The sequence below is a fragment of the Rhizobium sp. FY34 genome (assembly GCF_005222845.1).
In the GTDB taxonomy this organism is placed as follows: Bacteria; Pseudomonadota; Alphaproteobacteria; order Rhizobiales; family Rhizobiaceae; genus Neorhizobium.
Map to the genome: position 1 here is coordinate 71,571 of NZ_STFZ01000007.1, position 18,364 is coordinate 89,934.

Sequence of the window (18,364 nt, forward strand, 5' to 3'; positions counted from 1 at the left end):
TTTCGTTTGAGGTCTATCTTGCCGGTTCAGGCGGCGCTCTGCGCCATCTGTGGTCTTGCAACGGTCATCGGCACGCGGCGCAGGATTTCTTCCGCATAAAGCCTGGCATTTTCCCGCGCCCGGTCGAGATTGCTCACCCGGTCCTCGCTCATCGTGTAGAGCGTGCCACCGCAATCGAAGATGTCGCGGAAGGCCGAACGCTCGATGATCGGCGTGTTGAGGACATCGACATTGCGCTGTGCCAGCAGGCCCTTCACGGCCAGAAGCGCACGCGTCGTTACCATGGAGTTGACACGGGTCAGCACCACCGAGTGCGGCACTTTGAGACCGAGTTTAGCGTCGAGATATTGCAGCAGTTCCAGCACATGTGCGCCCCCTTGTGCATCCATGGCGCAGCCCTGGATCGGGATCATCACATGGTCGGACAGGCCGATCGCCTTGGCCAGAAGCGGGCTGCGCGCGCCGGGAAGATCGATGAGGAAATAATCGGTCTTGTCGCGCAGGTCCTCCAGGTGCCGGTCGATCGAGGCCTGGGTGACATAGGGCACCACCGTCAACCGGCTGATCGGCTGGGATGCATCATACCAGCGGGAGACCCAGTACTGCGGATCGGCGTCAAGAACGGTGACGCGGTGGCCAAGGCGGGCAAGCTCGGTGGCCAGCAGCAAAACAGCCGTGGTCTTGCCGGCGCCGCCCTTGGTATTGGCGAAGGTAATAACGGGCATCGTCGATCCTTGAAAGAAGGTTCGTGAGCCGGACATCGCTCGTGGGAAGCACTGTCATCGTGCAGATCCCATTCTGGCGAAGCATGGTTAATAAATGGCGAATATAAGACTGCGGGATCTGCCCGACGTCGGCTTCATGGGCACCCGGTTGTCAATGTCGCTTATCCGCGGCCAGGATCTCGCGGGCGATCTGCTCCAGAGGCACAATTCGGTCCACGCCGCCACGGGCAATGGCTTCCTTCGGCATGCCGAACACGACCGAGGTCGCCTCGTCCTGCGCCACCGTGAAGGCGCCGGCCTGGTGCATTTCCTCCATGCCGCGCGCGCCATCATCACCCATTCCGGTCATGATCACACCCATGGCATTGGAGCCGGCGGCGCGGGCGGCCGAGCGGAAGAGAACATCCACTGAGGGGCGATGGCGCGACACCAGCGGGCCGCTGCGGATGGAGACATGGTAGCGGGCGCCGCGCCGTTCCAGCAGCATGTGCTTGTCGCCGGGCGCAATCAGCACATGGCCGCGCAGAACGGGGTCGCCATCCTCGGCTTCCTTGACTTCCACTTCGCAAAGGCCGTTGAGGCGCTTGGCAAAGGCGGCGGTAAACTTTTCCGGCATGTGCTGCACGATCAGCATACCCGGTGCATTGGCCGGCAGGGCTTCCAGCAATTCGCGCAGGGCCTCGGTGCCGCCCGTGGAGGCGCCGATGCAGGCGACCATTTCCGTGGTTTTCGCCATGGCGCCAATCTTCGGCGGCGGCAGAACGGCATCCGCCGTCAGCTTGGCCTGCGGTGCCTCCGCCGGTCTGAAGCGGCGCAACTTGCCAAGCCTTGCCTTCGCGGCGGCCTTGACCACGGCCCGGACCCGTTCGGCACTCTCGGCCAGATGATCGGCTGCACCGATCTTCGGCTTCAGGATCACGTCTATTGCGCCGGCTTCCAGCGCCTGCATCAGCGTTTCGGAGCCGGATTCGGTCAGCGACGAGCACATCACGACGGGTATGGGATGCTGTGACATCAGCTTGCGCAGAAAGGTGATGCCATCCATATGTGGCATCTCGACATCCAGCGTGATGACATCCGGCACCTCTTCGCTGATCCGGCGTGCTGCCTGGAACGGATCTGCGGCGGTACCGATCACCTCTATCTCTGGATCCTCGGACAAAAGCATGGTCAGCGTCTGACGGATGCTGGCCGAATCGTCGACGATAAGAACACGAGTTTTTCCGGGCATTGTCTGTTTTCCGCTTCCCATCCGCTGGTGGTGCCTGCCGCCGCCTCTGCATCCCTTTGTAGGGGAAGAGGATTGACCACAGGCCTCCAATCATTGTCCCAAAACCTCCTGAAAGGTGGCATTGGCGCAAGATCTGCCATGTATCAGTGAGGATATTCAACGAAAGAGCCTACCAGATACCCTTTCGGCCGAACGACCTCCCATTCGTTCGACGAACCGAACCCGCCATAAGGCGGGGTCGATATGATCAGATCCGCTTGAACACGGTATTGGCCACCTGCTTGATCGGCAGGTTGAGGCCGGTTGCCGTTTCCGAATGGCCGATGAACAGATAGCCGCCGGGCACCAGGCAGTCGCAGAGGCGCGACAGCACGTGCTGTTGCGTCGGCTTGTCGAAATAGATCAGCACGTTGCGGCAGAAGATGACATGCTGGGGCTCGCGCACGGAATAGGTCTCGTCCATGAGGTTCATGCGCCCGAAACCGACATGCTGGCGCAGATAGGGCGTGATGCGCACCTCGTCACGCGTCGGGTCCCGGCTCTCCATCACGTATTTTCGTCGAAATGCCGCAGGCACCGGGATCATCATGTCCTGAGTGTAGATTGCCCGCCGTGCCGTCTGAAGCACTTCGGTGGAAAGATCGGTGGCGATCACCTTGAAACCGGTGCCGTTGCGCGGCGAGAGACATTCGGCCAGAACCATGGCCAGCGTATAGGGTTCTGCTCCCGTCGAGCAGGCGGAACTCCAAACCCGAATGCAGGGATCGCCCAATTCCAGCAATTCGGGCAGAGCCGTCTGGGCTAGGTATTCGAAATGCTTCGGTTCGCGGAAGAAGTCGGTCTTGTTGGTGGTCACGGCATCGATCAGGTAGACGGCCTCCGTCTCCATGCCGCCGCCATCGAACAGGTAATCGCAATAGTCATCGAAGGTATCGATGCCCGTCGAGCGCAGCCGGCGGCGCAGGCGTCCCTCCAGCATGGTCACCTTGGTCACGGGCATCTTGATGCCACTATAGTCATAAATATACTTCGCCATGCGCTCGAAGTTGCGCTTGCTCAGACTGTCGTCGAGAGACTGACGGACGGCTTTTGATGCTGCTGCCACGCCGATCCTCGTCATGCAACTTGTTGGGTGCGGGTGACGCCCGACAGGGCGTTGCCGGAATCGGAGAACAGGCGGGCCAGATCGATGATCACGACAAAACCGCCATTGCGCCGCACGACGCCGGCAATATAGTCCGAGCGCCAGCGAATGCCGATATCCGGCGCCGTCTCGATCTGATGGCTCTGGAACGGCACCACTTCAAAGACGCGATCCGCCACAAGGCCCAAGGCCAGCACGCGGTCATCGACCGGCACATCCAGCACCAGAATGCGGGTATGCGGGGTCTTTTCCGTGCGCGCCATGCCCAGCCGCAGGCGCAGGTCTATGACCGGAACGCCCTGACCGCGCACATCGCGAAGGCCCAAAAGGTAGTCCGGGCCATGCGGTATCTTGAAAGGCTCTTCGTGGTCGAGGATTTCCCGGACCACTTCCACCGGTACGGCGAAGATTTCCTCGCCGAGACTGAAGGTGACGAACTGTGCTTCTGACGAGGTTGCCATGGTCTTACGCGCTTTCCCTGAAATCGGCATCATCGGCGTCCGGCCCACCCATCGACATGTCGAGGGCAAACCCCTTGGCGCGCGCCTGCTGGGCTGCAACAGACTGGGCGCTGGACGGGCGTTGCACTGGTTTGGACTTGTGCGCCGGGCTCGCACTCGGCTTTGCCGGTGCGCGACTTGCGGCGCGACGGGCGCTGTTGTCATGGTCTACACGGAAGAAGGAGATGGAGGCCTGAAGTTCTTCAGCCTGGGCCGCCAGTTCTTCCGATGTCGCCGACATCTGCTCCGATGCGCCGGCATTCTGCTGGGTGACCTTGTCCAACTGCTGGATTGCTTCGTTGATCTGGGAAGCGCCGACATCCTGCTCGCGGCAGGCTGCCGAGATTTCCGAGATCAGTTCGGCGGTCTTCTGGATATCCGGCACCAGACGGCTCAGCATGTCGCCGGCATCCGTCGCTACCTGCACGGTGTCACCCGACAGAGCTGAGATTTCGGCCGCTGCCGCCTGACTGCGTTCGGCAAGCTTGCGCACTTCCGAAGCAACCACAGCAAAGCCCTTGCCATGTTCCCCGGCACGCGCGGCCTCCACCGCGGCATTGAGGGCGAGAAGATCGGTCTGGCGGGCGATTTCCTGGACGATCGAAATCTTCTGAGCAATCGTGCGCATGGCACCGACAGCGCGGTTCACCGCCTGGCCGGAGGCTTCCGCATCGCGCGAGGACTGGCGGGCGATCTTTTCGGTCTGGGCCGCGTTGTCGGCATTCTGTTTGATATTGGCGGCCATCTGCTCCATGGCGGCCGAGGCTTCTTCGGCAGCCGATGCCTGTTCGGTCGCGCCCTGGGAGAGCATTTCGGAGCTCGATGAAAGCTCCTGGCTGCCGGAAGACACGTTGTCACCGGCGGCCAGCGCATCACCCACCACGCCGCGCAGGCGCGCCACCATGCTTTCCAGCGATTTGCCCAGCGTATCCTTGTCCGAAAGTGGCTTCGGCGCGACCGTGAGGTTGCCATTGGCAATCTGGTCGGCAATCTCTGCGGTATTGCGCAGATTGGCGGTCATCAGGTTGATCTTCTCGACCAGGTCCTTGATTTCGTCATTGGTGCGGATTTCGACGTTCTGGTTCAGGTCCCCGATCGATACGGCATCTGCAACCGCCATGACCTTGCGCAAGCCGGAGTTGATGCCAAGCGCGATCCAGGTGCCGGCCAGAATGGCCAAGATGCTTGCACCTGCGGCCACCAGCGTCATGGTCAGTCGTGTGTTCGCATACAATTCCTCATTGGCAGCATCGGCCCTTTCAAGGCCGCGCTTCTGCACGCCGAGAAGCGCCGTGATCGCTTCAGAAGATTTTGCGGCAATCTGACGAATCTCGCCATTGGAGAGAGCAATGGCGGCCGGGAGCTGGCCCGCCATCTGAAGCTTCGGAAGCTCCTCGGATCTGGTCTTGAAGCTGTTGGCGGAAACGATCAGGGTTTCCCAATAGGGTTTGCCTTCGACGCTGGCAATGGCAAGACCCGACTTTGCGAGATCGAGAAGTTCGACCATCAGGAGATCCGAGGCGCGATAGTATTCGCCTGCCTCGGCTGCATCCTGCTCCAGAAGCGCATTCTTCTGGGCACGAATGGCCTCCGACATCTTGCCGGAAATGGTCAGGGCATAGTCAAGCCGCTTGACAGGCCCATCGATCATGTTGCTGGCAGATTGATTCAATGTCGACAGGCTGAACGTGCTGTACAGCGCCATGCCGATTATGAGGACTGTCATCAGCCCGAATGCGAAAGCCAGCTTGAGTTTGATTGTAAAGCGCATCGTTAGTCCCCATCCGAATTGAGTATGTTTTTAGTCGAAGGCCGATGACATTCACCCTCTGGCTAACGATATAGGCGGCGCGCAGTCTTCATCATGGGACTGCGCTACAAGCGCCGGCGCCGAGGCGCCGGGGCTTTCACTCATGCTGTTTGCCGAAAATGCACATCATCGGCGTCCGGTCCACCCATCGACATGTCGAGGGCAAAACCCTTGACGCGCGCTTGCTGGCCGGCAACGTTCTGCGAGGACTGAGCCCGAGAGGCAGGCCGCTGTGCCGTCAGCGGACGCTCTGTCGCGCGCATCTGCTGCCGGTTGTGGGCAGTGGCCCGCTCGACGCGGAAGAAGGAGATCGACGCCTGCAGCTCTTCGGCCTGCGCCGCCAGCTCTTCGGATGTCGCCGACATTTCTTCTGAGGCACCCGCATTCTGCTGGATCACCTTATCGAGCTGCTGGATCGCTTCGTTGATCTGCGAAGCGCCGATATCCTGCTCGCGGCAGGCCGCCGAGATTTCCGACACCAGTTCGGCAGTCTTCTGGATATCCGGCACCAGACGGTTCAGCATGTCGCCGGCATCCGTCGCCATCTGCACGGTTTCACCCGACAGGGCCGAAATTTCGGCGGCTGCCGCCTGGCTGCGCTCGGCGAGCTTGCGCACTTCGGACGCCACAACGGCAAAGCCCTTGCCATGCTCGCCGGCACGCGCGGCTTCCACCGCGGCGTTCAAGGCGAGAAGGTCTGTCTGGCGGGCGATTTCCTGGACGATGGAGATCTTCTCGGCAATCGTGCGCATGGCGCCGACAGCACGCGACACGGCCTTGCCCGAGGATTCGGCGTCACGCGAGGACTGGCGGGCGATCTTTTCGGTCTGCGAGGCGTTCTCCGCGTTCTGCTTGATATTGGCGGCCATCTGCTCCATCGAAGCGGATGCCTGTTCGGCGGCCGATGCCTGTTCGGTCGCCCCCTGGGAGAGCATTTCCGAGCTCGACGATAGCTCCTGGCTACCCGACGAGACATTGTCGGAAGCCGCCAGCGCGTCGCCGACGACGCCACGCAGGCGCTCCATCATGGATTCCAGCGCCATGCCCAGCGCATCGGCCTGGCTCTGACGGCGCGCATCGACGGTCAGGTCGCCGGCGGCGATGGCCTTGGCAAGTTCTGCTGTGGTCGTCAGGTAACGGCTCATGTTCAGCATCGAAATGCCGAGCGTATCCTTGTCTGACAGCGGCTTGACGGCAACGCTGATATCGCCTTCGGCAATCCGGTCGGCAATCGCAGATGTCTGGCGCAGGTTTGCCGTCATCTGGTTGACGGAATCGATGACGTCCTTGATCTCGTCATTGGTCTTGACCTCAAGTTTGAGGTTCAGGTCGCCGATCGCCACGGCACTTGTGGCAGACTGGATGAGGTTCAGGCCGTTCCGGATACCCCGCAGGATGAAGAAGGCGGTCAGGCTGCCGACGAGCAGCGCAATGGTAAGCCCTGTCGCCACGACGACAACCGTCATCGCCTGGTTGGCGGCCGCATGGTCTTCTGCCAGCTGCATCTGGTTGCGGTTGGTGGCCAGCCGTCCCTCCAGCAAAGTCTCGATCTGCTGTATCAGCGGCGCGCTCTGTGTCCGTGCCAGCACCATTGCCGCATGGCGGTCGCCGGCCTTCACCAGCACGCGCACCTGGTCATCAACGCGGGCAATGTCACCGACCATCTTGACGATGTCTGCATAGGCTTTCTTGCCGGCATCGGTTTCAGCCCTCTGCGCGGCCCATTCTGCACTTTCGATCAGCGCCTTGCGGCTTGCATCGTTTGCCGCGGTCAGTCGAATGACTTCTTCGGGCGTTTCCGCCTCGATCAGGCTCAGCTGAGCCCTGGCAATCTTCATCTGCAAGTTTGCCATGCCAAGCGCATTGGCTTGGCGGGCAACAGGACCGTCAATTACATCGTGGAGGGTTTTGCCGGAATCGCTGAGGGCATACAGGCTGTATCCCCCCATAACCAGCATCAATGTCAGAAGCAGGCCGAACGTCGCGCTCAGCTTCGTTTTAATTGTAAGTCGCATCACATTTCATCCCCGTGAGTGAGCGGTTCTAGTTGATCCGATCCCCCCAGAACGGAATTTGCGTGAATATGGTGGACAGAGCGCTTACGCGCTCTGTCTAAATGCTGAATCATCGTCATCCGGTCCGCCCATGGACAGATTGAGGGCGAAACCCTTGGCGCGTGCCTGCTGGCCGCTGACAGAATGGTCTGCCTGGCGAGACGGAGCGCGGTTCTGCTTTGCCGGTGGATTCTGTTTCGAAACCGGCGGTGTGGACTTCACCGGCGCGGGACGATGGCGGTTGCCATTCTCGATCCGGAAGAAGGAGATGGAGGCCTGAAGTTCTTCAGCCTGGGCTGCCAGTTCTTCGGATGTCGCCGACATCTGTTCCGATGCGCTGGCATTCTGCTGCGTAACGCGGTCAAGCTGCTGGATTGCTTCGTTGATCTGGGAAGCGCCGACATCCTGCTCGCGGCAGGCCGCCGAGATTTCCGAGATCAGCTCGGCGGTCTTCTGGATATCCGGCACCAGACGGCTCAGCATGTCGCCGGCATCCGTCGCCACCTGCACGGTATCGCTCGACAGAGCTGAGATTTCGGCCGCTGCCGCCTGACTGCGTTCGGCAAGCTTGCGCACTTCCGAAGCAACTACAGCAAAGCCCTTGCCATGTTCCCCGGCACGCGCGGCTTCCACCGCGGCATTGAGGGCGAGAAGATCGGTCTGGCGGGCGATTTCCTGGACGATGGAGATCTTTTCGGCAATCGTGCGCATGGCGCCGACAGCGCGGTTCACCGCCTGGCCGGATGTCTCCGCATCGCGCGAGGACTGGCGGGCGATCTTTTCGGTCTGGGCAGCGTTGTCGGCATTCTGTTTGATATTGGCGGCCATCTGTTCCATCGAGGCCGATGCCTCTTCGGCAGCCGATGCCTGTTCGGTTGCGCCCTGGGAGAGCTGTTCCGAACTCGACGACAGTTCCTGGCTTCCGGTGGACACGTTGTCGGAGGCAGACAGCGCATCGCCGACGACACCGCGCAGGCGCTCGATCATGGTGTTCACAAAGCCCAGAAGGTCGCCGATCTCGTCGCGGGTGTTGATCGTTGCAAGCGAGCTGAGGTCGCCATCGGCAACGCTCTGCACAGCCGTAACGGCATTGCGCAATCCCCGGTTAATGGACAGGGCGATCCAGAGAGCTGCAATCAAGGCAATCACGATTGCCACGGCTGCAACCGACAGCATGATCGTGCGGGTCTGCAGGTAGTCGGCGCCAGCGGTTGTCTTTGCTTCAGCAAGGCGCGTGGTTTCCAGTGCAACAATATCATCCAGCAGTTTGTCGATCTCGGTCACCGTCGCACGGTTTTCCGTGATTGAAATCTGGTAGGCGGCGGGCTGATTACCGGCCACCATCAAGGCGCGGATCTGATCATCCTGCTTGCGATAAACAATCTCCAGCTCATGCAGCTTGTTCCATATGACCTTGCCCTGTTCCGTTGCCTTCAACAGGACGGCATCAAATGCCCTGTCGAATTCCCCGCGATAGCTGTCGATCCGGGCTGCATAGGACTGGATCTCGGCCTGGTTATCGGTCAGCAGCATGTTCTTCTGGTAGCGAAGCTGCTGCAACTGCGCGCCGCTCATGTCCTGGGCCAGCTTGAGGCGGGCCGCAGGTCCTTCCACCACATTTTCCAGTGTTGAATTGAGGTCGCCAAGGCTCATGATGCCGAGCGTTGCGACCGCCACAAGCATGACAATAACGAAGCCAAAGGCTGCGGATAGTTTCAGTTTGATCGTAGCACGCATGGTTTACCCCCTCATGTTGCCTTTAAGACTGCAACGGATGAGCGGGAGTCCGCTCATTCTGTGCCGAGAAAATCGCTTGTAGATTCGGTATGATGATGAATTCCCCGTCCCGCCGAACGAGGCACTCGATGAAGTCCGGTCTCCAGCGCATGCCGACGCTGGGCGGCGGTTCGCTGGCGATTCTCAGAAGTGTGGTCACCTCGTTTACCTTGTCGGTGCGAAGGCCGGTCAGTGTCCGTTCGCCTTCGACGTCGAGTTCGATCACGATGATGCGGCTGTCGATTGTCGTCGTGGTCGCTTCCATGCCAAAGGCCAGGCGAATGTCTGCCAGCGGAATGACCTTGCCGCGAAAATTGATGACGCTGCCAACGAAGGGCTTGGCGCCCGGCACCGGCGTTTCGGGCAGGAGGTCGAGGATTTCCTGAACCTTCACCGCCTCCAGCGCGAACATTTCGCCGGCGATGTCGAAGGTCAGAACCTCAAGTTCCTCGCGTCCCTCCCACAATTGATTGGGTATCTTGCGGACCGCTTCGCTCATCCTGCCGCGCGCAACTGCGCCTCCTGTTGCTGACCTGCCGCGACCAGATGCGCGACGTCGAGAATGAGCGCGACACCGCCGTCGCCCAGAATGGTGGCGCCCGAGAAGGTCGCCACGTCGTGATGCAATTTCGACATGCCCTTGATGACCGTCTGATGGTCACCAATGATCTGATCGACGACCAGGCCGACCCGCTCTGCGCCGGTCGAGATGACGACGACCTTCTGGAACGGATCCGGCGTGGTGCCCGTGCGGAACAGCTCGCGCAGGCGGATGAAGGGCACGAGGCTGTCGCGCAGTGAGATGAAGCTGCGGCCGCGCGAGCGCATGTCGTCATCGATGGAAAGCTCAAGGCATTCCTCGACGGCCGAGAGCGGGATGACGTAGCGCCCGCTGCCGATGCGCACCAGCAGACCATCGATGATGGCAAGCGTCAGCGGAATGGCGAGCGAGATTTCCGAGCCTTCGCCGGTTTTGGACACAACATTGATCGTGCCGCGCAGCGCATCGATGGTGCGCTTGACCACATCCATGCCGACGCCTCGGCCGGACAAGTTTGTGACCTGCTGGGCCGTGGAAAAGCCCGGTTGAAAGATCAGTTGCAGCAGTTCCTGCTCGCTCAGCACGGCATTGGGCGCGATGAGGCCGGAAGCTTCCGCCTTGGCGCGAACCCGGTCGCGGTTGATGCCGCGTCCGTCGTCCTTGATGGTAATGATCACTTCGCCGGCCTGCTGGCGGGCGGAAAGAAGGATCTTGCCGGCGGCCGGCTTGCCGGCAGCGCGGCGTTCTTCGCCGGTTTCCAGGCCATGGTCGCAGGAATTGCGCACCAGATGCACCAGCGGATCTGCAAGTCGTTCGATGACGCTCTTATCGACTTCGGTGCTCTCGCCTTCCGTCACCAGTTCGATCGTCTTGCCTGTTTCAATGGCCAGGTCATGCACGAGACGGCGGAAACGGCCAAAAAGCTGGGCCACCGGCACCATGCGCAGAACCATCATCGTATCGCGCAGCTCGCCGGACAGGCGTTCCACGTCTTCCGAGACGGCGCGCAGCATCAGGTCGCCGCTGACGCCGGCCAGCTGGCTGAGACGCGACTGCGCAATGACAAGCTCGCCGACGCGATCCATCAACTCGTCCAGGCGCTCGGCAGGAACGCGCACGTTCTCGCTCGATTTTGCCTGCTTGGGATCGGCAGCCGGGGGAGCGGCACGGGCGACAGCTGTGGCCTCGGGCGCTGGCGCAGGACTGGACGGGACGGCTGGCGGGGCAGGGACCGCGGATGCAACATGGACTGGCTGTGCCGACGCCGGCGTCTCGCCCATTACCTCCACTGTCAGCTGCATCTCGTCCATGACGAAGATGAAAACGTCGTCGATAGCCGAGCGTCCCTTGTCGGTGGTCAGATCCACGGTCCAGGAGAGATAGAGGTCCGTCGGGTTGAGATCGTCCAGTGCCGGAATGGTGGATCGGTCGGCGCTGACGGTGCATTCGCCAAGATCGCGCAACTCATCGATGAGGCCGAGCGGATTGTTGCCGTTGGCCATTGCATTCATCGGCAGGCTGAAGGTCAGCCGGTAAGTCGTGCCTTGCGGCTTGGCTGGTGCCTGGCTTGCAACCTGTGCAGCGGGGTCGCCGGCTGCGGCCACGGCGGTTCTCAGCCGTGCCAGCAGCATTTCGCTCACCGCATCATGATCGCCGCCCGGAACCTCGATCAGTGCCCGCATGTGATCGGTCGCACCCAGAACGGCAGTGACCAGATCATGGGTTGCTGGCACAATGCCCTTGCGCACCTGATCGAAGGCGGTTTCGCAATGGTGCGTAAATGCAGCAAGGGCTTCGAAGCCAAACATGGCTCCGGAGCCCTTCAATGTGTGCAGTCCGCGAAAAACGGCGTCAACCTGTTCCTTGTCACCAAGGTTGACGTTGAGATCGAGCAGGCCGGACTCCACCTGCTCGAGGAGTTCCGCAGCCTCCGTCCTAAAGACGGTGATGGGGTCCGGAAAGCTCATCTGCCAAGCACCTTCTTTGCGATCTTCACGAGGCTTTCGGGATCAAACGGTTTCGTCAGCCAGCCCGTGGCTCCCGCCGCCTTGGCTTGGCTCTTCAGTTCGTTGTCTGATTCGGTGGTGAGGAAGATGACCGGAACGCCCATATGCGCAGGCATTTTCCGCAGCTCGCGGATCATCGTCAGACCGTCCATCCGGGGCATGTTGAGATCGGTGACGATCAGGTCGAACTGGCCTGCCTTCAGCTTGGCGATACCATCCAGGCCATCAACAGCCTCGGTGATGGTGTAGCCGGCATTGGACAAGGCCACGCGGGTCGTCAGGCGAATACTGGCGGAATCATCAACGGTCAGGATGCTGGCGGTCATTGGTTGTCTCCTTTGTGCAGCCAAAACCGTGCATCTTTCGGTGACATCGTCTGCAGGAAGCCGCTGCGATCGAGAAGATCGTGGAGCTGGCCCGAGGCAGGCTTGGCTATAGAAATGGTGCGGCCGGCCGTGTTGGCGTAGATACGGGCGGATTCCATCAGTTGCAGGAAGCTGAGGTCGATCTGGACATCGTCATCAAAGTCTACGGATACGGACTTGTTCTTCGACAGGGCCTGCAACAGTGTTGCGTGGTTGGCACTGACGGTCCGCAGGGTCAAATGACCATCGAACTTTACTGAAAGTGAGTCTGGATCAACAAAAGCCATGGACATTCCTCTGGATCCGCCGGGTGTGGATTGCTCGACGAATGTGAAGGCGCATGTTTAACAACTCGCTAAAACTGGGTAACTATTTCTCGCTTGGAAGGAATGGTGTCGGATTGTTCTAGGTTCGGTTGAATAATAATTAACCACAGACCATGATTGAACTGTTTTATTTGCCACTCATTAAGGTCGATGGTTCACAACAGACTGATTACAGCCTGCCATCTGAAGGTTACCTTCGGAAAAACCTTTCGTGTCTCATTTTGGTGCGCTTTTCCCTGATCGGTGGGAGATTTGGAAATTGGAGGACGATTCGTGGCTTTGATCGCAAAGACCGCCCAGGATGAAGCCTTTCCTGGTCAGCGCCACGCCTATGCCGAGCGTCTCGAAGAGGCGCGTTCGCGTATCGAGCAGCGTTTTCTGGATGGCGGCGGTGTGCTTTTGTCCATCCTTGATATTCTCAACAAGATGATCGGCTCGATCGATGCTCTGACGGGCTCGCTGGACGAGGAAACCGCCAAGGCGACGATGGGTGAGCTATCGACCACGGTGTCCACCCTGTCCAGCCTGACCGCCAACGAAGCCGTGCGCCAGGAACGCTTCCGTGAGATTGCCGATTCGCAGCGTCTGCTGCGTCCGCACGTCGCCAGCATGCAGGAAACGTTGCGCTACCTGCGCACCTTTGCGGTCACGGCCAAGATCACCGGTGCGGGCATTGCCGATTTCGCCGGATTTGCCGAGGAAATCCTGCAGCGCATTCATGAAGGAAGCCAGCAGGTCAACAGCTTCTCCGACAAGCTTGCCGAGCTTGGTGGCGGTCTCGGCCCTGTTCTGTCCAAGGGCGATGCCATTCTGGCGCGCTACAGCCAGACCGTCCCGGCGCTCGTCTCCAGCCTGAATGGTGGCGTCGAACAGATCTGCAAGCAGCACGAACTGCTGTCCGACCGGGCCGATCAGGTCAAGGCGATTGCCCGTGGTATCCAGACCAAGCTCGCCTCTACCCTGTCTGCCATGCAGATCGGCGATATCACCCGTCAGCGGGTCGAGCATTGCCAGTCGAGCTTTGCAATTCTCTCGGATTATCTGGAGAGCGATGAGGCGCGGGACCTGTCGGCTGACCAGCGCCAGCGCCTGTCCGCCATTATACGCTACCTCGTTTCGGCCCAGCTTGCCCAGTCACGCCAGGATTTCGACCGTGATACCGCAAAGATTGTCGATACGATCGCCAGTTTTCGGTCCGAACTCCTGCAGATCGCCCAGATCCAGCGCGCTATGGCCGGTGAGGAGGACGAGCAATCGGCCATGGCGCTTGGCGGTCTGGAGAAGGGCGTCTCCGACGCTCGCGCTGCCGTGCATGAGATCGAGGCCGTCGCCAAGGCATCGAGCGACATGACCGAGCGCACGCTCGCCACCGTTAAGGCTCTTCTCGATGGCATCGGGCTTGTGCAGATCGTGCGCGGCGACATTCATTACATGGCACTCAATACCAACCTGCGCTGTGGCAAGATCGGCGAGGAGGGTAAGGCGATCAATGTCGTGACCGCCGAATTGCGCATCTTTGCCGGACATCTTGATGATGCCGCCGAAAAGATTCTCGTGGAACTGCGCGTTCTCGAAGGTGCCGCGCAGCAGTTGCTGGAGCAATCGGGCGAGATCGACGAGGACGACTGCCTCGACGAACGCCTGGCGCGGGCACTGGAGCGGATTCATGCCGTCGGCGAGGCAATGGAAACGGATCTGGAGCGCATGGCCGGCGAGGGCAAGAAGGGCATCGAGCAGATGAACGCCGCGCTTGCAAAGCTCGATTTCCAGGCCGATCTGGGTGATGTTCTGCGTCGTTGCGCCGAGGATATCGCGCTTGATCCGTCTGAAAGCTTGGATCTCGACGGGCTGGAAAATGCCATCGCCATTATTGGCCCGCGCATCAACCGTACCTATACGATGGCGTCCGAGCGCGAAGTGCATGCCCAGTTGCTCGGAACGCCAGCACCGGAAGAAGCGCCGCTGACCACGGTTCTATCCGATGATGATCTGGATGCCGCCCTGTTCTGACCGGCAAGAGACGTCTTTTTTCAGTCGTCCACGTGGTCGTGCCCGCCATCGCGGCCGGGGCGCCAGTAGCCTTCGGACGCGATCTGGTCGCGACCAAATCCGCGCGTGATCAGGTGGTGACGCTGGGCACGCACATTGCTCGTCTCTCCGATGATCAGCGCCTGGCCGCGTCCGTCCGGCAGGGCAAAGGCCGACAGGCGGTCAAGCATCACGCTGCTCGGGCCGGCCGGAATCGCGCCGCGATGGATCCACTCGACAGTGGCCTGTGCCGAGGTCTCAAAGGGCTGCTGCCAGCTTTCGTCCTGAACCTCGATGAAGACAAAGGCACGCGCCTGCGCCGGCATGGTTTCAACAATGTGCAGGATTGCTGGAATGCAGGTCTCGTCACCGGTCAAAAGGTGCCAGTCGGCCTCTGGCTGGAAGAGCACGCGACCGCGCGGGCCCCTGACCTCGACCGTATCGCCGGGCTTTGCATTGCGGGCAAAGCGCGGGCCGAGCGTATCGCCATGCATGACGAAATCGACGGCAATGGTGCCGGTTGCGCGATCGAGATGGCGGATCGTGTAGTGGCGACGGCCCAGTTCGCCGGTTTCAAGGGGTAGCAGGAAGACGATGTCCTGACCGGGCTTGTAGCTGAAGTCCGCGATATGATCCGTGGTCAGCAGCACACGGCGCATGGTGGGCGTCACATCGAAGGCGTCAACGACGCTGAGTGTCCAGGACGGCAATTGAGGGCGCTGGCGGGGTGCTTCGGCAGGCGAAGTTGGAAGATCCATGGCAAAATTTCCTTTCAACGAGAGCCGATGCGGCAAAACGGGCTAAGCAGGGCCCTTGGCTTTTCATGCCAATAGCGCTTTATTCCTTCTTTGAAAAGTCATGTTTTGTGGTACGCAAGGTTAGGCCGCGTGCCATGTCGGCTTTGTATTCGCAGCCTACCGCTCAAAGAACAGGCCCCGAAGGGCCTGCCATTGTCGTATTGAAGTCTGTTTCAAACCTGGCTGCTGTTCAGCACGCCATGCTCTTCCTCTGCGCGTTCCTTCCGGTTGTGACGGATGGAAGACCAGAGCGACAGACCGATGAGACCGGCGCCGCCGAGACCCGTGATCACTTCCGGAATGTGGTAGAGCGTCTGCACATACATGATGATCGACAGAACCAGGATGGCATAGAAAGCGCCGTGTTCCAGGTAGCGATATTCGGCAAGCGTGCCCTTTTCCACCAGCATGATGGTCATAGAGCGCACATACATGGCGCCGATGCCAAGGCCGATGGCGATGATGAAGAGGTTCTGCGTCAGGGCAAAAGCCCCGATCACGCCGTCGAAGGAGAAACTGGCATCCAGCACTTCGAGATAGATGAAGGCGCCGAGGCCGCCCTTGGCTGCTTCGCTCATGGTGCGCTGCGAGGCATCCAGAACGCCGCCCAGAACTTCGACGAGCAGGAAGGTCAACAGACCATAGACCGCCGAATGCACAAAGACCGAGGCTTCCGCTTCCGGCAAAAGCTGCGAAAACAACATGATCAGCAGGAGAACAAAGGCGATCTCTATGCCCTTGATCGAAGAAAAGCGCGCAATGCGGCTTTCCAGCACTGCGATCCAGTGTACGTCCTTTTCATGGTTGAAGAAGAAGGTGAGGCCGACCATCATCAGGAACGTGCCGCCAAATGCTGCGATCGGCAGATGGGCGTCGTTCATGATGCGGGCATATTCTTCCGGCTGCGAGGCAGCCAGGATGATGGCATCGATCGGGCCGATGCCGGCGGCAATCACGACGATCAGCAGCGGGAAGACGATACGCATGCCGAAGACGGCAATCAGTATGCCCCAGGTGAGGAAGCGCTGCTGCCAGACAGGTGTCATGTCCTTCAGCTTGTTGGCATTGACGATGGCATTGTCGAAGGACAGCGAGATTTCCAGCACTGCCAGGACTGCGCAGATAAAGAAGATCGTCAGCATGCCGCCAATCGTTCCCGTCGATTGCCAGCCCAGGATGCCGCCCAGGATGAGACCGACCACGGTGACGATGAAGGCCCAGCGGAAATAGCCGAGCGTTGAACTTTGCGAAGAGGGCTCGCTCATGCGCGCACCTCACCGGCCAGTGCAGACTGCGGAGAAGCGGTAAAAGGATGCACGCGGTAAGCGGCATCCGGAATTCGGATGTTGACAGATTTCATGGTTTTTCAATCCGCCGGCTTGCTTGCAGGCGGTACCGACATCGCGAGAGCGCCGTAAAACTCTCGCCAGAGGGGCCCGGCACCATAGTTCCGTCCTCGAGGAGCGTGTCTTGCTCGAGGAGATGGCTTAAAAGTGATCAATTCTTCTCAAACGTCAAGGGATGAAATGGGAAGTTGTGGGGCTTTGGGGTCGCCCGCCAGCGTTAACTGCGTGATGCAGGCATTGCGCCTTCGCCTTGACCTTTTTTGCATGGCAAGGCATGGAACGCGCCTGCCCGCGCCATTTCAACGCGTTTCTGCTATGATGCGCGCCATGAAAAGGCCCGAAGGAAAGAAAAACAAAAATGAGCAAACCTACGACTTCCGCCCCGTCGCAGCGGATGCTGCGTGTTGGCGAACAGGTCCGCGCAGCCATTACCCAGGTCCTCCAGCGCGGTGAAGTGCGCGACGATCTGATTGAAAAGACGGTGATTTCCGTCTCCGAAGTGCGCATGTCGACCGATCTGAAGCTGGCCACGGCCTATGTGACGCCGCTGGGTGTTTCCGATCATGAAAAGGTCATCGAGGCGCTCAACCGCCACGCCAAGTTCATCCGCGGGCGTATTGGCGGCCAGCTTCGCCAGATGAAATACATGCCGGAAGTGCGCTTCCGCGATGATACGAGCTTCGACAATTACAAGAAGATCGATGCGCTGCTGCGCTCGCCCGAGGTCGCTCGAGACCTTTCCACCGATGCCGGCGACGACGAACAAGAATAGAGCAATATGTCCAAACCCCGCAAACCCAAGGGTCGGCCGATTTCCGGCTGGCTGATTCTCGACAAGCCGGTGGATTTCGGTTCGACCGAAGCCGTTGGCAAGATCAAATGGCTGTTCAATGCGCAGAAGGCCGGCCATGCAGGCACGCTCGATCCGCTGGCCTCCGGCATGCTGCCGATTGCGCTCGGTGATGCGACCAAGACTGTGCCTTACGTCATGGACGGTCGCAAGATCTACGAATTCACCGTCAGCTGGGGCGAGGAACGCACCACCGACGATCTTGAAGGCGAGGTCACGAACGCCTCGGACAATCGTCCAAACGAAGAAGAGATCCGTGCCATCCTGCCGGCCTATACCGGCCGCATCAGCCAGATCCCGCCGCAGTTTTCCGCCATCAAGATCGCCGGCGAGCGGGCCTATGATCTGGCCCGCGATGGCGAGGTGGTGGATATCCCGGCCCGCGAAGTGGAGATTTTCCGCCTGACCTTGCTGAAGGTCGAGACGGACCGCGCTTTCTTCGAAGTCGAATGCGGCAAAGGCACCTATGTGCGTTCGCTGGCGCGCGATTTCGGTCGGGATCTCGGCTGCTACGCCCACATCTCGGGCCTGCGTCGTTCCTATGTCGCGCCCTTCGGCGAAGACATGATGGTGCCGCTGGCCGAGCTGATTGCGCTCGAACAGATCGAGGACCGCGACGAGCGGCTTGCCGCACTCGATGCCTTCCTTGTTGATACCGGTGAGGCGCTCTCTGCCCTGCCGCAGATCCGCATCACGGATGATCAGGCGCACCGTCTGCGCATGGGCAATCCGATCATCCTGCGCGGTCGCGATGCGCCGGTGGCGGAACCGGAAGCCGTGGCACTCGCCAATGGCAAGCTGATTGCCATTGGTGAAATCGGTGAAGGCGAGTTCCGGCCCAAGCGCGTGTTCGGCTAAGATGAAA

General features: G+C 60.3%; 16 protein-coding genes. 3 read left to right on the top strand and 13 right to left on the bottom strand.

The window, feature by feature from the left end; translation table 11 throughout:
- Nucleotides 1-26: 26 nt before the first annotated feature.
- From E8M77_RS05120 to E8M77_RS05170, 11 genes are all read right to left on the bottom strand, one after another.
- Nucleotides 27-725, bottom strand: coding sequence for a ParA family protein (locus tag E8M77_RS05120; RefSeq protein ID WP_137129550.1), 699 nt, complete (start codon nucleotides 723-725; stop codon nucleotides 27-29).
- 151 nt (nucleotides 726-876) lie between these two features.
- A complete protein-coding gene (locus E8M77_RS05125) occupies nucleotides 877-1,956 on the bottom strand; it encodes a chemotaxis response regulator protein-glutamate methylesterase (protein ID WP_137129551.1) in 1,080 nt (359 codons plus the stop codon).
- A 247-nt stretch (nucleotides 1,957-2,203) separates the two neighbouring features.
- Complete coding sequence (locus E8M77_RS05130) at nucleotides 2,204-2,992, bottom strand: CheR family methyltransferase (RefSeq protein WP_246659144.1); 789 nt, start codon at nucleotides 2,990-2,992, stop codon at nucleotides 2,204-2,206.
- An 80-nt stretch (nucleotides 2,993-3,072) separates the two neighbouring features.
- On the bottom strand, nucleotides 3,073-3,561 hold the full coding sequence (locus E8M77_RS05135; RefSeq protein WP_137129553.1) for a chemotaxis protein CheW: 489 nt from the start codon (nucleotides 3,559-3,561) through the stop codon (nucleotides 3,073-3,075).
- 4 nt (nucleotides 3,562-3,565) lie between these two features.
- Nucleotides 3,566-5,371, bottom strand: a complete 1,806-nt coding sequence (locus E8M77_RS05140; RefSeq protein WP_137129554.1) for a methyl-accepting chemotaxis protein — start codon at nucleotides 5,369-5,371, stop codon at nucleotides 3,566-3,568.
- 140 nt (nucleotides 5,372-5,511) lie between these two features.
- Complete coding sequence (locus tag E8M77_RS05145) at nucleotides 5,512-7,425, bottom strand: HAMP domain-containing methyl-accepting chemotaxis protein (RefSeq protein ID WP_137129555.1); 1,914 nt, start codon at nucleotides 7,423-7,425, stop codon at nucleotides 5,512-5,514.
- An 84-nt stretch (nucleotides 7,426-7,509) separates the two neighbouring features.
- Nucleotides 7,510-9,201, bottom strand: a complete 1,692-nt coding sequence (locus E8M77_RS05150; RefSeq protein ID WP_137129556.1) for a methyl-accepting chemotaxis protein — start codon at nucleotides 9,199-9,201, stop codon at nucleotides 7,510-7,512.
- A gap of 22 nt (nucleotides 9,202-9,223) precedes the next feature.
- The gene (locus E8M77_RS05155) at nucleotides 9,224-9,739 is read right to left on the bottom strand and encodes a chemotaxis protein CheW (protein WP_137129557.1); all 516 of its coding nucleotides are present in this window, start codon (nucleotides 9,737-9,739) and stop codon (nucleotides 9,224-9,226) included.
- Nucleotides 9,736-11,748 (bottom strand): chemotaxis protein CheA, encoded by a 2,013-nt coding sequence (locus tag E8M77_RS05160; RefSeq protein ID WP_137129558.1) that lies wholly within the window; start codon nucleotides 11,746-11,748, stop codon nucleotides 9,736-9,738. Before E8M77_RS05160 ends, E8M77_RS05155 begins: the two co-directional genes overlap by 4 nt.
- On the bottom strand, nucleotides 11,745-12,113 hold the full coding sequence (locus E8M77_RS05165) for a response regulator (protein WP_137129559.1): 369 nt from the start codon (nucleotides 12,111-12,113) through the stop codon (nucleotides 11,745-11,747). Before E8M77_RS05165 ends, E8M77_RS05160 begins: the two co-directional genes overlap by 4 nt.
- On the bottom strand, nucleotides 12,110-12,439 hold the full coding sequence (locus E8M77_RS05170; RefSeq protein ID WP_170975751.1) for an STAS domain-containing protein: 330 nt from the start codon (nucleotides 12,437-12,439) through the stop codon (nucleotides 12,110-12,112). The genes E8M77_RS05165 and E8M77_RS05170 overlap by 4 nt, the downstream gene beginning before the upstream one ends.
- A gap of 312 nt (nucleotides 12,440-12,751) precedes the next feature.
- Here E8M77_RS05170 and E8M77_RS05175 point away from each other — a divergent pair, with 312 nt between their 5' ends.
- Entirely contained in the window at nucleotides 12,752-14,488 is a 1,737-nt protein-coding gene (locus tag E8M77_RS05175; protein ID WP_137129561.1) for a hypothetical protein, read from the top strand.
- A 20-nt stretch (nucleotides 14,489-14,508) separates the two neighbouring features.
- On the opposite strand, the gene E8M77_RS05180 is transcribed toward E8M77_RS05175, so the two are convergent.
- On the bottom strand, nucleotides 14,509-15,264 hold the full coding sequence (locus tag E8M77_RS05180) for a siderophore-interacting protein (RefSeq protein ID WP_137129562.1): 756 nt from the start codon (nucleotides 15,262-15,264) through the stop codon (nucleotides 14,509-14,511).
- A 212-nt stretch (nucleotides 15,265-15,476) separates the two neighbouring features.
- Nucleotides 15,477-16,568 (bottom strand): DUF475 domain-containing protein, encoded by a 1,092-nt coding sequence (locus tag E8M77_RS05185; RefSeq protein WP_137129563.1) that lies wholly within the window; start codon nucleotides 16,566-16,568, stop codon nucleotides 15,477-15,479.
- Nucleotides 16,569-17,007: 439 nt separating this feature from the next.
- Between E8M77_RS05185 and rbfA the strand changes: the two genes are divergently transcribed.
- Nucleotides 17,008-17,421, top strand: coding sequence for a 30S ribosome-binding factor RbfA (gene rbfA, locus E8M77_RS05190; RefSeq protein WP_137129564.1), 414 nt, complete (start codon nucleotides 17,008-17,010; stop codon nucleotides 17,419-17,421).
- A 6-nt stretch (nucleotides 17,422-17,427) separates the two neighbouring features.
- Nucleotides 17,428-18,357, top strand: coding sequence for a tRNA pseudouridine(55) synthase TruB (truB, locus tag E8M77_RS05195; RefSeq protein ID WP_137129565.1), 930 nt, complete (start codon nucleotides 17,428-17,430; stop codon nucleotides 18,355-18,357).
- Nucleotides 18,358-18,364: the final 7 nt, after the last annotated feature.

What these genes read in the sequence shown, in the direction of transcription:
- E8M77_RS05120 (WP_137129550.1), bottom strand. Translation starts at nt 725, where the DNA reads ATGCCCGTTATTACCTTCGCCAATACCAAGGGCGGCGCCGGCAAGACC.
- E8M77_RS05125 (WP_137129551.1), bottom strand. Translation starts at nt 1,956, where the DNA reads ATGCCCGGAAAAACTCGTGTTCTTATCGTCGACGATTCGGCCAGCATC.
- E8M77_RS05130 (WP_246659144.1), bottom strand. Translation starts at nt 2,992, where the DNA reads ATGGCGAAGTATATTTATGACTATAGTGGCATCAAGATGCCCGTGACC.
- E8M77_RS05135 (WP_137129553.1), bottom strand. Translation starts at nt 3,561, where the DNA reads ATGGCAACCTCGTCAGAAGCACAGTTCGTCACCTTCAGTCTCGGCGAG.
- E8M77_RS05140 (WP_137129554.1), bottom strand. Translation starts at nt 5,371, where the DNA reads ATGCGCTTTACAATCAAACTCAAGCTGGCTTTCGCATTCGGGCTGATG.
- E8M77_RS05145 (WP_137129555.1), bottom strand. Translation starts at nt 7,425, where the DNA reads ATGCGACTTACAATTAAAACGAAGCTGAGCGCGACGTTCGGCCTGCTT.
- E8M77_RS05150 (WP_137129556.1), bottom strand. Translation starts at nt 9,201, where the DNA reads ATGCGTGCTACGATCAAACTGAAACTATCCGCAGCCTTTGGCTTCGTT.
- E8M77_RS05155 (WP_137129557.1), bottom strand. Translation starts at nt 9,739, where the DNA reads ATGAGCGAAGCGGTCCGCAAGATACCCAATCAATTGTGGGAGGGACGC.
- E8M77_RS05160 (WP_137129558.1), bottom strand. Translation starts at nt 11,748, where the DNA reads ATGAGCTTTCCGGACCCCATCACCGTCTTTAGGACGGAGGCTGCGGAA.
- E8M77_RS05165 (WP_137129559.1), bottom strand. Translation starts at nt 12,113, where the DNA reads ATGACCGCCAGCATCCTGACCGTTGATGATTCCGCCAGTATTCGCCTG.
- E8M77_RS05170 (WP_170975751.1), bottom strand. Translation starts at nt 12,439, where the DNA reads ATGGCTTTTGTTGATCCAGACTCACTTTCAGTAAAGTTCGATGGTCAT.
- E8M77_RS05180 (WP_137129562.1), bottom strand. Translation starts at nt 15,264, where the DNA reads ATGGATCTTCCAACTTCGCCTGCCGAAGCACCCCGCCAGCGCCCTCAA.
- E8M77_RS05185 (WP_137129563.1), bottom strand. Translation starts at nt 16,568, where the DNA reads ATGAGCGAGCCCTCTTCGCAAAGTTCAACGCTCGGCTATTTCCGCTGG.
- rbfA (WP_137129564.1), top strand. Translation starts at nt 17,008, where the DNA reads ATGAGCAAACCTACGACTTCCGCCCCGTCGCAGCGGATGCTGCGTGTT.
- truB (WP_137129565.1), top strand. Translation starts at nt 17,428, where the DNA reads ATGTCCAAACCCCGCAAACCCAAGGGTCGGCCGATTTCCGGCTGGCTG.